The 13,474-nt window shown below is 63.2% G+C and carries 12 protein-coding genes; 9 read left to right on the top strand and 3 right to left on the bottom strand.

Annotated elements, in window-relative coordinates:
• Positions 1-171: 171 nt before the first annotated feature.
• The 4 genes from uraH to xdhC all read left to right on the top strand — a co-directional run bounded on the left by uraH (position 172) and on the right by xdhC (position 5,686).
• Positions 172-546, top strand: a complete 375-nt coding sequence (uraH, locus tag EN749_RS06155; protein ID WP_128362764.1) for a hydroxyisourate hydrolase — start codon at positions 172-174, stop codon at positions 544-546.
• Positions 547-549: 3 nt separating this feature from the next.
• Positions 550-2,031, top strand: a complete 1,482-nt coding sequence (gene xdhA / locus EN749_RS06150) for a xanthine dehydrogenase small subunit (RefSeq protein ID WP_128362763.1) — start codon at positions 550-552, stop codon at positions 2,029-2,031.
• A 208-nt stretch (positions 2,032-2,239) separates the two neighbouring features.
• Positions 2,240-4,600, top strand: coding sequence for a xanthine dehydrogenase molybdopterin binding subunit (gene xdhB / locus EN749_RS06140; RefSeq protein ID WP_128362771.1), 2,361 nt, complete (start codon positions 2,240-2,242; stop codon positions 4,598-4,600).
• 75 nt (positions 4,601-4,675) lie between these two features.
• Positions 4,676-5,686 (top strand): xanthine dehydrogenase accessory protein XdhC, encoded by a 1,011-nt coding sequence (xdhC, locus tag EN749_RS06135; RefSeq protein ID WP_128362762.1) that lies wholly within the window; start codon positions 4,676-4,678, stop codon positions 5,684-5,686.
• A 12-nt stretch (positions 5,687-5,698) separates the two neighbouring features.
• Here the strand turns inward: xdhC and EN749_RS06130 are convergent, their stop codons facing one another.
• From EN749_RS06130 to EN749_RS06120, 3 genes are all read right to left on the bottom strand, one after another.
• Complete coding sequence (locus EN749_RS06130) at positions 5,699-6,964, bottom strand: LLM class flavin-dependent oxidoreductase (protein ID WP_128362761.1); 1,266 nt, start codon at positions 6,962-6,964, stop codon at positions 5,699-5,701.
• Positions 6,961-7,974 carry an LLM class flavin-dependent oxidoreductase gene (locus EN749_RS06125; RefSeq protein WP_127395593.1) on the bottom strand — a complete coding sequence of 338 codons (1,014 nt, stop codon included), beginning with the start codon at positions 7,972-7,974 and terminating at the stop codon, positions 6,961-6,963. Before EN749_RS06125 ends, EN749_RS06130 begins: the two co-directional genes overlap by 4 nt.
• 103 nt (positions 7,975-8,077) lie before the next feature.
• Entirely contained in the window at positions 8,078-8,998 is a 921-nt protein-coding gene (locus EN749_RS06120) for a LysR family transcriptional regulator (protein ID WP_127395592.1), read from the bottom strand.
• 162 nt (positions 8,999-9,160) lie between these two features.
• On the opposite strand from EN749_RS06120, the gene EN749_RS06115 reads away from it, so the two are divergent.
• From EN749_RS06115 to EN749_RS06095, 5 genes are all read left to right on the top strand, one after another.
• Positions 9,161-10,378: a urate hydroxylase PuuD gene (locus tag EN749_RS06115; protein WP_128362760.1), complete on the top strand. Its 1,218-nt coding sequence runs from the start codon at positions 9,161-9,163 to the stop codon at positions 10,376-10,378.
• Between the two features lies 1 nt (position 10,379).
• Positions 10,380-11,690, top strand: a complete 1,311-nt coding sequence (gene guaD / locus EN749_RS06110; RefSeq protein ID WP_128362759.1) for a guanine deaminase — start codon at positions 10,380-10,382, stop codon at positions 11,688-11,690.
• 31 nt (positions 11,691-11,721) lie between these two features.
• A complete protein-coding gene (locus tag EN749_RS06105) occupies positions 11,722-12,441 on the top strand; it encodes an aspartate/glutamate racemase family protein (RefSeq protein WP_128362758.1) in 720 nt (239 codons plus the stop codon).
• A gap of 65 nt (positions 12,442-12,506) precedes the next feature.
• Positions 12,507-13,004 carry a heme-degrading domain-containing protein gene (locus EN749_RS06100; RefSeq protein ID WP_128362757.1) on the top strand — a complete coding sequence of 166 codons (498 nt, stop codon included), beginning with the start codon at positions 12,507-12,509 and terminating at the stop codon, positions 13,002-13,004.
• Positions 13,001-13,474 (top strand): DUF4147 domain-containing protein (locus EN749_RS06095; RefSeq protein WP_128362756.1); only part of this gene is annotated, 474 nt, incomplete at its 3' end. The genes EN749_RS06100 and EN749_RS06095, both read left to right, overlap by 4 nt.

Below are 13,474 nucleotides of genomic sequence, written 5' to 3'. Positions count from 1 at the left end.
GATCAGGATATCGAAAGGGTGCTTCTCGCATTCCCCCGAAAATTTTTGAAAGTGTTTTTGTCGCACTCCGCTCGACCGGGACTTATGCATCGCCTTTAATTGGCGCACAATTCACTGTTGATACTTGATCGTACCGGGCCAATTCGCTCGTACCGGAAATGGAGGCGGCCAATGGCAGAAACGTCGAATGCCGATGGCGGGCGTCTGACGACCCATGTCCTCGACACGGCGACCGGCAAACCGGCGGCGGGACTGTCGATCGCGCTTTATCACCTCGACGGCAAGGCACGGACACATTTGAAGACCGTTGTCACCAATGCCGACGGCCGTTGCGACAGGCCGCTGCTCGCCGGCGCGGAGTTCCGCACCGGCGAATACGAACTGGTCTTCGCCGCCGGCGACTATTTGCGCCAGCAGGGGTTGAGCCTGCCGAAACCGGCCTTTCTCGATGTGATACCGATCCGCTTCGGCATGGCCGAGCCCGTGCACTATCATGTGCCACTGCTGGTCTCGCCTTACGGCTACTCGACATACAGGGGGAGCTGAGGCATGGCCAAAATCAGCATCCGCAAAGAAATCCGCTTCATCCTCAACGGCAGGGACGTCGCGCTTTCGTCGGTGGCGTCAGACGCGACCCTGCTCGACTGGCTGCGGCTAGAGCGGTCGCTGCGCGGCACCAAGGAAGGCTGCGCCGAGGGTGATTGCGGCGCCTGCACCGTGTTGGTCGGCAAGCTCTCGGCCGGCGGGCTGGTCTATGAAAGCGTCAATGCCTGCATCCGTTTCCTCGGCTCGTTGGACGCCACCCATGTCGTGACCGTCGAGCATCTGCGCGGCGTATCAGGCCAACTGCATCCGGTGCAGCAGGCGATGGTCGATTTCCACGGCTCGCAATGCGGCTTCTGCACGCCGGGCTTCGTCATGTCGCTCTATGGCCTGTGGATGAAGTCATCGAATCCGTCGAACGCGGATATCGAAAAGGCCTTGCAAGGCAATCTCTGCCGCTGCACCGGCTACGAGGCGATCATCCGCGCGGCGCATGCCATTTCCAGCTACGGTAAGGCGGCGGAGGATCCGCTGGCCGCGGAGCGCAAGGCGATCACCGAGAGGCTCGAGGCCCTGCATGACGGCGCCCGGGTCGAGATCGGTTCGGCCAAGGCGCGGCTGGTCGTGCCGGCCAACGTCGATGATTTCGCCGCCGTGCTGGACAAGGACCCCAACGCCACCATCGTTGCCGGCTCGACCGATGTCGGCCTCTGGGTGACCAAGCACATGCGCGATATTTCGCCGGCCATTTTCATCGGCAATCTCGACGGACTTTGCACCATCTCGGAAGACAACGGCGTCATTTCGATCGGCGCGGGCGTCACCTACACTGATGCCTTCGCGACATTGGCGAAGCGTATCCCGGCGCTGGGGCCGTTGTTCGATCGCATCGGCGGCGAACAGGTGCGCAACATGGGCACCATCGGCGGCAACATCGCCAACGGCTCGCCGATCGGCGACACGCCGCCGCCCTTGATCGCGCTTGGCGCAAGTCTCACCCTGCGCAAGGGCAAGAAGCGGCGCTCGATTCCGCTGGAAACCTTCTTCATTGCCTATGGCAAACAGGACCGGCAACCGGGCGAATTCGTCGAGGCCGTGCACGTTCCGGTTCCGGCCAGGGGCACGAAATTCGCCGTCCACAAAATCACCAAGCGCCGCGACGAAGACATTACCGCAGCCCTCGGCGCCTTTTTCCTGACGCTTGCTAAAGACGGCACGGTGGCGGAGGTGCGCATCGCCTATGGCGGTATGGCGGCGACGCCGAAGCGGGCGTCTTCTGTCGAAAAAGCGCTGCTCGGCAAGCCGTGGACCGAACAGACGGTTGAGGCAGCGATGGCCGAATATGACAGGGATTTCACCCCTCTGACCGACATGCGGGCCTCGGCCGAGTATCGCGCCCTGGCAGCGCGCAACCTTTTGTTGCGCTTCTTCGCCGAGACCACGGATACCCGGGCACCATTCCAAGTGTCACGCAACGAGGCGGCATGATGAGCACCAATGCCAGTGAACAAACAGCCGAACGGTCGCGAGTAGCGTCCTTCTCCCCGTTCACGGGGAGAAGATGCCGGCAGGCAGATGAGGGGCGGCGCCGTCGTCGATCTTTGTCTGCAAGGCTGTCGACGTCGGCGCTGCCCCTCATCCGACCCTTCGGGCCACCTTCTCCCCGTGAACGGGGAGAAGGGAAAGGGCGCGCATGATGAACAAGCACGCTGCCCCCAACCTCAAGGCTGAAAAGATCGCCGGCGGCGTTGCCACCGATCAGCGTCACGACTCCGCCCACAAGCATGTCAGTGGCACCGCCGTCTATATCGACGACATGCCGGAACCGGCCGGCACGCTGCATGGCTGCCTCGGGCTTTCCACCGCCACGCATGCCACGATCGCCAGCATGGATCTCTCGGCGGTGCGTACAGCGCCCGGCGTTGTCGACGTGCTGACGGCCAGTGACGTGCCCGGCGAGAACGATATTTCGCCGACTGGCCGTCACGACGAGCCGGTGCTGGCCGACGGCAAGGTGCAATTCTACGGCCAGCCAATCTTCTGCGTCATTGCCGAGACGCGCGAGCAGGCGCGTCGCGCGACGCGACTGGCCAAGGTCGAATACAGGGAATTGCCCTTCGTCACCGACATCGGCGCGCTTGACCCGAAGAAGGACAAGCTCGTCACGCCGCCTCTCACGCTGAAGCGCGGCGATGCCGCTACAGCGATCCGTCAGGCGCCGCGCCGGTTGAAGGGAAAAATGCGCATCGGCGGCCAGGAACACTTCTACCTCGAAGGCCATATCGCCATGGCAGTGCCCGGCGAGGATCAGGACGTCACCATCTATTCCTCGACCCAGCATCCGAGCGAAGTCCAGCATATGGTCAGCCATGCGCTTGGCGTGCCGAGCAACGCCATCACGGTGGAAATCCGCCGCATGGGCGGCGGCTTCGGCGGCAAGGAAACGCAGGGCAACCAGTTTGCTGCATTGGCCGCGATCGCCGCGAAGAAACACCATCGCGCCGTCAAGATCCGGCCCGACCGCGACGACGACATGATCGCCACCGGCAAGCGTCATGATTTCCTCGTCGACTACGAAGTCGGCTTCGATGACGAGGGCAATATCCTCGGCGTCGATTTCATGTTCGCGGCGCGCTGCGGTTTTTCGTCGGACCTTTCCGGCCCGGTGACCGATCGCGCGCTGTTCCACTGCGACAACACCTATTTCTGGCCAGCGGTGCATGCCCAGTCGGCGCCGCTCTACACCAACACCGTGTCGAACACCGCGTTTCGGGGTTTCGGTGGCCCGCAAGGCATGGTCGGCGCCGAGCGCGTCATCGACGAGGTGGCCTTTGCCGTCGGCAAGGATCCACTCGAAATCCGCAAAAAGAATTTCTACGGCACCAGTGGTGATAGCGAGGGGGGCCGCAACATCACGCCCTACCACCAGACGGTCGAGGACAACATCATCCAGCGCATCGTCGCCGAGTTGGAGGAAAGCGCCAGCTATGCGCGGCGGCGGCGTGAGATATCGGCCTTCAACGCCAACAGCCGTTTCATCAAGCGCGGCCTGGCGCTGACACCGGTCAAGTTCGGCATCTCGTTCACCGCCACCCACTACAACCAGGCCGGCGCGCTGGTGCATGTCTACACCGACGGTTCGGTGCATCTGAACCATGGCGGGACCGAGATGGGGCAGGGCCTCTACGTCAAGGTGGCGCAGGTGGTGGCGGAAGAGTTCCAGATCGACCTCGACCAGGTCAAGATCACCGCGACCACCACCGGCAAGGTGCCGAACACCTCGGCCACGGCGGCGTCGTCCGGCTCCGACCTCAACGGCATGGCGGCGCAGAATGGCGCGCGCCAGATCAAGGATCGGCTGACCGATTTCGCCGCCGAAAAATACCAGGTGCCGCGCGATCAGGTGCTGTTCCTGCCCAACCGGGTGCGCATTGGCAACCAGGAAATTGCCTTCGCCGACCTCGTCAAGCAGGCCTATATGGCGCGCATCCAGCTGTCGGCGGCGGGGTTCTACAAGACGCCGAAAATCCACTGGAACCGCGACAAGGGTGAGGGCCGCCCCTTCTATTATTTCGCTTATGGCGCCTCGTGTTCGGAAGTTTCGGTCGACACGCTGACCGGAGAATACATGGTCGAGCGTACCGATATTCTCCATGACTGCGGGCGCTCGCTGAACCGAGCCATCGACATCGGCCAGATCGAGGGCGGCTTCATCCAGGGCATGGGCTGGCTGACGACGGAAGAACTGTGGTGGGACGCCAAGGGCCGGCTTCGCACGCATGCGCCGTCGACCTACAAGATCCCGCTCGCCTCCGATCGGCCGAAGATCTTCAACGTCACCTTGGCCGACTGGCCGGAAGCGGGCGAGCCGACCATCCACCGCTCCAAGGCGGTCGGCGAGCCGCCGTTCCCGCTCGGCATGTCGGTGCTGCATGCGCTGTCGGATGCGGTGGCCAGTGTCGCCGACAACAAGATTTGCCCGCGCCTCGATGCCCCCGCCACACCGGAACGCGTGCTGATGGCGATCGAGCGGCTGAAGAAAGAGGCCGGCGCCTGAATCCGGCCCAGGGGGTCGGCAATGCGTGCAATCCGGGCCGAAAAAACCTATATTTCCCGCACGGGAATGCGAACCATGAACTCGAAAGTGCAAAGCCTGAAAGCCTTTCTCGCCAGCGCCGACCGGATTGCCCTGGTCGAAGTGGCTGGCACAAAAGGTTCGACGCCACGCGAGAAGGGCGCATTTATGCTCGTCTCGCGGGCGGCGATCTTTGGCACGATCGGCGGCGGTCAGCTCGAATACATGGCAATCGACAAGGCCAGGCAGATGCTCTTCTCCCCCCTTGAGGGGGAGATGTCGGCGAAGCCGACAGAGGGGGTCCTATCAGAAGGCACCGCCAGGGCGTTGAGCCCGGTCGATCCGACCCCACCCGGCAGCTTCGCCGCCACCCTCCCCTCGAGGGGGAGGGGAACCCGCATCGAGGTTGACAAAGTCTGCGCTACCCTGGACGTCCCGCTAGGCCCGGAAATCGGCCAATGCTGCGGCGGGCGCGTCGAAGTGCTGATCCGGCTCGCCGATGCAGCCCTTGCCGCCGATCTGGTTGCGGCTGCGGAAGCTGAGGAGGCTCACTTGCCGCATGTCTACATCTTCGGTGGCGGCCATGTCGGCCAGGCGCTGGCGTCGACGATCGCACTTCTTCCCGTGCACGGCGTCGTCATCGAGACGCGCGCCGAAGCACTGGAAGGCATGCCGGAAACCGTAGAGATGCGGCTGACGCCGATGCCCGAGGCGATGGTGCGCGATGCTCCCGCCGGCACTGCCTTCGCCATCCTGACCCACGACCATGCGCTGGATTTCCTGATCGTCGCCGAGGCGCTGAAACGCGACGATGCCGCCTATGTCGGCATGATCGGCTCGAAGACCAAGAAAGCGACGTTCAGGAACTGGTTCCTGAAATCGGCGGATGGCAGTCAAGCCGAGTTTGCCCGCCTCGTCTCGCCAATCGGCGGCGACACCGTCAAGGACAAGCGCCCGCAGGTCATCGCGGCGCTGGCGGCGGCCGAGATCATGACAGCGCTGGTCAGTCACAACGCAACCTCAAGTGCCGACCATCAAATTCCGCATGGCAGGGTGATGGCAGGCTAGGCTGCGCCACAGCTAAACCGGCTGTTTCAAACCCAGTTGGTCGCGCAATGTGCGGCCCTCGTACTCCGTGCGGAACAGGCCGCGCCGCTGCAGTTCCGGCACGACGAGCATCGCAAAGGCATTGAGTTCGCCGGGGAAATAAGAGGGCATGACGTTGAAGCCGTCGGCGGCACCGCCTTCGAACCGCGCCTGCAACTCATCGGCAACCTGGGCCGCCGTGCCGACGATGCGCCAATGGCCACGCGCGCCGGCGAAATGCCGGGCAAGCTCGCGGATAGAGAGGCCGTCGCGGCGCGATTGCTCGATGACCAGCGCTTGCCGACTTTTCATCCCCTCGCTCTCCGGCAGATCCGGCAGCGGCCCGTCGATCGGATAGCGCCACAGATCGGAGATGCTGAGATAGCTGGACAGAAGCGCAACGCCGACATCGTCGGGGATCAGTGCCTGCAATTCCTCATATTTTTCACGGGCCTCCGCTTCGGTCTCCGCCACCACTGGCGCGACGCCCGGCATGATCTTGATGTCGTCAGGCTCGCGCCCGTAGGCCGCCAGACGTCCCTTGAGGTCGTCGTAAAAGGCCTTCGCTTCCTCGAAGGTCTGCGCCGCGGTGAACACCACATCGGCGGTGCGGGCGGCAAGGTCGCGGCCGACATCCGAGGCGCCGGCCTGGACCATCACCGGCGCGCCCTGCGGCGAACGCGGCAGATCGAGCGGGTCGCGAACCGAAAAGCTCTGGCCGTCATGTCCGGATCCAGAAGCGCCATCGAGCTTGCCGTTCCAGAGCCCGGTTACCACCTCGGCGAATTCGCGCGCGCGCTCATAGCGATCGGCATGGGGCTTGAGGCCGGTCGAGCCGAAATTGGCGGCCTCGACGGGGCTGGCCGAGGTGACCAGGTTCCAGCCGGCCCTGCCGCCGCTCAGATGGTCGAGCGACAGGAAGGCTCGCGCCAGGCCATAGGGCTCGTTGTAGCTTGTCGAGGCTGTCGAGACGAGGCCGATGCGGCTGGTCTGGACGGCGAGCGCCGAAAGCAGGCTGATCGGCTCGAAGCCGATCGAGCGCGAAGTCTGGCTGGCAATGCCGACATTGGCTTCGCGCAGGCCTGCGGCATCTTCGCAGAAGATCATGTCGAACTTCGCCGCTTCCGCCGTGCGCGCCAGCGCGATGTAATGGTCGATGTCAGTGCCGGCGGTGACGTGTGCCTTGGGATGGCGCCAGGCCGCGATGTGGTGGCCTGTCGCCCACAGGAAGGCGCCGAGCTTGATCTGGCGAGCGGTCATCGGTCACCTCCGCCGGCAAGCCCCAGATGCGAGCGCAACGTCGTGCCGCGATAGTTCTCTCGAAACAGGCCACGCTGCCTCAGTTCCGGCAAAACCAGATCGACGAAATCGTCGAGCGCTGAAAGCTGTGCCGGCATCAGGATGTTGAACCCGTCGCAGCTTTTAGCCCGGAATTCCTCTTCCAGCCTCTCGGCGACGGCAGCCGGCTTACTATCGGCGGTAGGCGCGACGTTCGTCAGCACCTTGACGGCATCCGGGTCGCGTCCACAGGCTGCGACACGGCGCCTGATATCGTCATAGCGTCCTGTCGCGCCCTCCACCGGTCCGTCATCCAGCAGGATGACATCGGCGATGCGGGCGGCAATATCCAGGTCGGCTTCGCTCAAGCCCGACAAGACGAGCACTGGCGTATCTTGCGGCGAGCGTGCGACGTTCAGCGGTCCGCGCACGGAAAAGAACTCGCCCGTATGGTCGAGCAAATGCATCTTTTCGGGGTCATGGAAGCGGCCGCCGCTCTGGTCGAACAGCAGCGCGTCCGCATCCCAGCCCCGCCACAGACCTTGCACGATGCCGATACATTCCTCACTGCGACGGCGGAAATCGTCGGGCGAAAATCCCCCGGGCCGGCTGAAATTGGCTGCTTGCCGTGGCGCTTGCGTCATGGTTGCGTTCCAGCCACTGCGGCCATGGCTGATAATGTCGAGCGAGGCGAAACGGCGCGCCAGATTGTATGGCTGGTGGGCGACGGTCGATGCCGCGGCGACGAGCCCGATCCTGCTTGTGACAGTCGCCAATGCGGCCAGCAAAGTGGTCGCTTCGAAGGGCATCGGGCTGTTCGCGGCACCGCCGCCGGACGCCGGTGCGGAATCGGCAAGCAGCACCATGTCCAGGCCCGCTGCTTCGGCCTTTTGCACGAAACCAGTCAGGCGGCTGAATCCCGGTTCCGGCGATGGATCGGCGATCCCCGGAAACAGCGAAACGGCAAGATGCATTGTGGCGCCGCTGTCCATCGATGGTGCCTGCGAGACGAAATACCACCCGAACTATGTTCGCCACTTCAGGGGATGGCAACCGGTGGCGCTGGGTCAACCGCCGGTCACGTGGAGGCCAGCATTATTTCCCAGCTAGCAGATCGTTGATCAGTCGCTGGCAGCGCTCGGCCATGAAGTCGAGCAGCAGCCGCACTTTTGGATCCTGCAGCTTCTTGTGCGGATAGACGGCGGCGAACTGCACCGGTGTCGGCGGCGTGCTGCTCAGGATCACCTTCAGCCGCCGGTCGCGGATGAACGGCTCGACCTCAAAGCGCGGCTTGTTGATGATGCCGCGGCCTGAAAGCGCCCAGCCGGTCAGCACGTCGCCGTCGTCGGTGTCGTAGGGTCCGTGTACCTCGAACTTCTGCGGGCCCGTGGGGGTCTGCAGCGTCCACACATATTCGCGCGCGCCGGAATAACGCAGCATCAGGCAGTCGTGCTTCTTGCCGATCAGTTCCTGCGGCTCGATCGGTTCGCCGCGCGCCTCGAGATATTTCGGCGCCGCCACCAGCACGCGCTCGCATTCCATGATGCCGCGCATCCTGAGGCTGGAATCTTCGATGATGCCGAGCCGGAAGGCGACGTCGATGCCTTCCTTCATGATGTCGACATTGTGATCCGAAAGCCTCAGCCTCACCTCGATGTCTGGGTATCTGTCGTGAAAATCGGGAATGCCCGAGGCCACCAACCGACGGCCGAGGCCCAAGGGGGCGGTGACGCGGATGGTGCCGCGCGGCTGACCGGAAAGCGCCGAGACCGCGGCTTCCGCTTCGGTGATCGCCTCCAGCACCTGCTTTGCGCCCCCGTAAAAAACCGTGCCATGCTCGGTCGGCATCAATTGCCGCGTCGTGCGGTTGAACAGACGCACGCCCAGGTGCTTCTCCAACTCCTTGATGCGGTTGGAGGCGACCGCCGGCGAAATCCGCATGTCGCGCCCGGCCGCCGACAGATTGCCGAGTTCGACCACGCGAACGAAGACGGCAATGTTGTCGAGATAGGCCATGCGGTTTCGTGGCTTTCCTGAGGCCGCCTTCGGGCGGCTCCCATCCTGCTGCGTGTGACTACCCTAGTATTTTCCATTTTTTTTTGAAAGTCATCGTGCACCTCGCCTCTTTCCGTTTGCGCTCCAACCCGTAAAGTCGCCCAATCGGCAGGGACGATTTCAATGATGGATTTCGCGATTTTCTGGGACTGGCTGAGTTTTGCCGTGCGCTGGCTGCACGTCATCACCGGCATCGCCTGGATCGGCTCGTCCTTCTACTTCGTCGCGCTCGACCTCGGCCTGCGCCAGCGTCCCGGCATGCCCGTCGGCGCCTTCGGCGAGGAATGGCAGGTGCATGGCGGCGGCTTCTACCACATCCAGAAATATCTCGTGGCACCAGCCGAAATGCCGGAACACCTGACCTGGTTCAAATGGGAATCCTACGCCACCTGGCTGTCCGGCTTCGCCATGCTGTGCGTCGTCTACTACGCCGGAGCCGATCTGTTCCTGATCGATCCCAACGTGCTGCCGATGTCGGCGCCTACAGGCATCCTGCTGTCGCTGGCAACGATCGGCGTCGGCTGGGTGGTCTATGATCTGCTGTGCCGCTCGCCGCTGGGAAAAAGCGATACCGGCCTGATGCTGGTGCTCTACTGCGTGCTGGTGTTCATCGCCTGGGGGCTGACGCACCTGTTCACCGGCCGCGCCGCCTTCCTGCATCTGGGCGCCATCACCGCCACGATCATGTCGGCCAATGTCTTCATGGTTATCATCCCAAACCAGAAGATCGTTGTCGCCGACCTCATCGCCGGCCGCAAGCCCGATCCGAAATATGGCAAGATCGCCAAGCAGCGTTCGCTTCACAACAATTATCTGACGCTGCCGGTGCTGTTCCTGATGCTGTCGAACCACTATCCGCTGGCGTTCGGCACTGAGTTCAACTGGATCATCGCCTCGCTGGTGTTCATCATCGGCGTGCTGATCCGGCACTATTTCAACTCGGTCCATGCCCGCAAGGGCAACCCGACCTGGACCTGGATGGCGGCACTCGTCCTGTTCATTGTCATCATCTGGCTGTCGACCGCGCCGAAGGTGCTGACCGGCGAACCCAAGGAATCGGCGGCGGCGCAGATCTATGTCGCTTCAGTGCATTTCCCGGCCGTACGCGACACCGTGCTCGGCCGCTGCTCGATGTGCCATGCGGCGGAGCCGGTCTATGAGGGCATCTATCATGCACCGAAGGGCGTGATGCTCGACACCGATGCCGACATCGCCAATCACGCCCGAGAGATCTATCTGCAGGCCGGCCGCAGCCACGCCATGCCGCCCGCCAACGTCAGCCAGATTACCGACAAGGAAAGGGCGCTGCTGGTGGCCTGGTTCGAAGGCGCGGGGAGATAGCATGACCTCGACACTTCTGCGTGGCCGTACGCTGTCCTTTGTGCGCTGGCCGCAAACCATCGACGATCATTCCGCCTGGCGCTACGAGGAGGACGGCGGCCTGCTGATCCGCGACGGCCGGATCGTCGCTGCGGGCACCTATGCCGATGTTGAAAAGCAAGCCGGCGAGGTAGCGAAAAAAATCGACCACCGGCCGCATCTGCTGTTGCCGGGCTTCATCGATGCCCATGCGCATTTTCCGCAGATGCAGATCATTGCGTCCTATGGCGCAGAACTGCTCGATTGGCTGAACACCTACACGTTCCCGGAAGAGACGAAGTTCACCAATGCCCAGCACGGCCGCCGCATCGCGCGGCTGTTCCTCGACGAAATGGTGCGCCATGGCACCACGACGGTTGCCGCCTACTGTTCGGTGCACAAGGCTTCGGCCGATGCGTTTTTCGCCGAGTCGCATGACCGCAACATGCTCAACATCGCCGGCAAGGTGATGATGGACCGCAACGCGCCCGACGGCGTGCTCGACACACCACAATCCGGTTATGACGACACGAAGGCGCTGATCAAGGAATGGCATGGCAAAGGACGGCAGCACTACGCCATCACGCCGCGCTTCGCCATCACCTCGTCGCCGGAGCAGATGGAGATGGCGGGCGCGCTGTGCCGGGAATATCCCGATCTGCACATGCAGACGCATCTGTCGGAAAACCACGCCGAAATCGCCTTCACGCAGCAACTCTATCCGTGGTCGCGTGACTATACCGACGTTTACGAGCACTACGGGCTGTTGGGCAAAAAGAGCCTGTTCGGGCACTGCATCCATCTCTCGGAGCGCGAAGCGAATGCGCTTTCCGACAGTGGCTCGGTGGCGGTGTTCTGTCCGACCTCCAACCTGTTCCTTGGGTCCGGCCTGTTCGACTATCAGCGCTTTCGTCGTCGCGAAAAGCCGATCCGCATCGCCGCCGCCACCGATGTCGGCGGCGGCACCAACTACTCCATGCTGCGCACCATGAACGAAGGCTACAAGGTGATCGCGCTGAACGGCGAGAAGCTCAACCCGTTCCAGTCCTTCTGGCAGATGACGCGTGGCAATGCCGAGGCGCTGTCGGTGGCGGAAAAGATAGGCACGCTGGACGAGGGCACCGATGCCGACATCGTCGTGCTGGACGCCAGGGCGACGCCGGCGATGCGACTCAGGATGGAAACGGTCGAGACGCTGGCGCAGGAACTGTTTCTCCTGCAGACGCTTGGCGACGACCGCACCGTGCGCGAGGTCTATGTCGCGGGGCGCGCAGCGAAGAGCGATCTGCTATAGTGCAGCGGCAGGTGCGAGGGGAGCCCCGTCGATGACCGTCCGTCAGAATAAACTCATCGGTATGGTAGGCGGGATGAGTTCGGAATCGAGCGCGATTTACTATCGGCTGCTCAATCAGGCCGCGCATCGGCGCCTCGGCGGACATCACAATGCCAGGTCGGTCCTGTTCACGTTGGATTTCGACGAACTGAACGAGATGGCCGCGCTCGGACGCTGGGATGATCTCGCTGAAACGGTAGCCGAAGCGGCGCGAAACCTGGAAAGGGCCGGCGCCGATTTAGTGATGCTCACCTCAGTCACCGCACACCGTGTGGCCGACCAAGTGGAGGCTCAGCTTTCCGTCCCACTGCTGCATGTCGCCGATGCCACAGCGCAGGCCATTCAGTTACGGGGCTTCGCGCGTGTGGGGCTGTTGGGAACGCGATATACGATGGAGCAGGATTTCTTCTCGGGACGTCTGCGCCAGCGTCATGGCCTCGAAGTCCTCACACCGCCGCAGCAACAACGTGAAGCCTTGCACAGTATCATCATCGATGAGCTGACGTTGGGCATCGTGAAGCAGGACTCAAGGGCTGCGCTGATGGATATGGCATTGGACCTCCAGGCGCGCGGCGCGCAGGCGGTGATCTTAGGTTGCACCGAGCTTCCGCTGTTGACCGCTTTGGACGACTATCCGTTGCCAGCTTTCGACGTCACCCAACTTCATGCCGAGGCGGCGCTGGACATAGTCCTAGCAGATGGGCGCGCCTGACCGCTGACGTCTTGACCACGCCGCGATAGTCGGCGAAAGCCAACAACGACATCGGGAGCGAGACAGTGGCCGACGACATCGAGACTATTAAAAGACAGGAAGCCACGCTCGTCTTTTCGGAGTTCGACGAGGCCATTGCCTTTGAGATCGGTACCGCGATTCGCGATAGGGCTTTGGCCGGGAACCTGCCAATCATCGTCGATATCCGGACCTTCGACCGGCCGCTGTTCTATGCCGCGCTGCCGGGCTCGAATGCTTCCAATCCCGACTGGGCGCGGCGCAAGATCAATGTGGTCAAACGGTTCCTGAGAAGCACCTATCGCATGGTGTTGGAACAGCAGCGCCCCGACCGCAGCTTCAAGATCGGCGAAGGGCTGGATATTGCCGACTACGTGCTGGCCGGCGGTGGCTTTCCGGTGGCCGTCAAGGGCGCCGGCGTCATCGGGGTGATCGCCGTCTCCGGACTGCCGGAGCGCGAGGATCACGGCGTCGTCGTAGATGCGCTGTGCGATCATTTGGGCGTCGACAAGCGCGGCCTGGCATTGCCTCGGGACGCCGAATGACCGTGCTCGATCCCAAGGCCTTCCTGACCTCCGTCTTCAACGCCGCCATCGCCGCCGCCGACCCGGAACGAACCATCCGGGATCATCTGCCCGCCAAGCCAAAGGGCCGTACCATCGTCATCGGCGCGGGCAAAGGCTCGGCGCAGATGGCGGCAGCGTTCGAGAAAGTGTGGGACGGCCTCATCGATGGGCTGGTCGTCACCCGCTATGGCTATGGCGCGACCTGCGAGCGCATCGAGATCATCGAGGCGGCGCATCCGGTGCCGGACGCTGCCGGTCTGGAAGCCTCGCGGCGCCTGCTCGCCAAGGTCCAGGGTCTGACTGAGGATGATCTGGTGGTGGCGCTGATTTCCGGCGGTGGCTCGGCGCTGTTGCCGTCGCCGGCCGGCAGCCTGACGCTGGCCGACGAGATCGCCGTCAACGAGGCGCTGCTCGCCTCGGGTGCGCCGATCGCGGCGATGAACACCATC

The organism is Mesorhizobium sp. M7A.F.Ca.ET.027.02.1.1, from assembly GCF_004022985.1.
Classification (GTDB): domain Bacteria; phylum Pseudomonadota; class Alphaproteobacteria; order Rhizobiales; family Rhizobiaceae; genus Mesorhizobium.
Note: the sequence above shows the minus strand (reverse complement) of the source record. Positions and strands in the feature narration are given on the sequence as shown.

Coding starts and splice junctions, on each gene's coding strand:
- uraH (WP_128362764.1), top strand. CDS start 172: ATGGCAGAAACGTCGAATGCCGATGGCGGGCGTCTGACGACCCATGTC.
- xdhA (WP_128362763.1), top strand. CDS start 550: ATGGCCAAAATCAGCATCCGCAAAGAAATCCGCTTCATCCTCAACGGC.
- xdhB (WP_128362771.1), top strand. CDS start 2,240: ATGAACAAGCACGCTGCCCCCAACCTCAAGGCTGAAAAGATCGCCGGC.
- xdhC (WP_128362762.1), top strand. CDS start 4,676: ATGAACTCGAAAGTGCAAAGCCTGAAAGCCTTTCTCGCCAGCGCCGAC.
- EN749_RS06130 (WP_128362761.1), bottom strand. CDS start 6,964: ATGACCGCTCGCCAGATCAAGCTCGGCGCCTTCCTGTGGGCGACAGGC.
- EN749_RS06125 (WP_127395593.1), bottom strand. CDS start 7,974: ATGGACAGCGGCGCCACAATGCATCTTGCCGTTTCGCTGTTTCCGGGG.
- EN749_RS06120 (WP_127395592.1), bottom strand. CDS start 8,998: ATGGCCTATCTCGACAACATTGCCGTCTTCGTTCGCGTGGTCGAACTC.
- EN749_RS06115 (WP_128362760.1), top strand. CDS start 9,161: ATGATGGATTTCGCGATTTTCTGGGACTGGCTGAGTTTTGCCGTGCGC.
- guaD (WP_128362759.1), top strand. CDS start 10,380: ATGACCTCGACACTTCTGCGTGGCCGTACGCTGTCCTTTGTGCGCTGG.
- EN749_RS06105 (WP_128362758.1), top strand. CDS start 11,722: ATGACCGTCCGTCAGAATAAACTCATCGGTATGGTAGGCGGGATGAGT.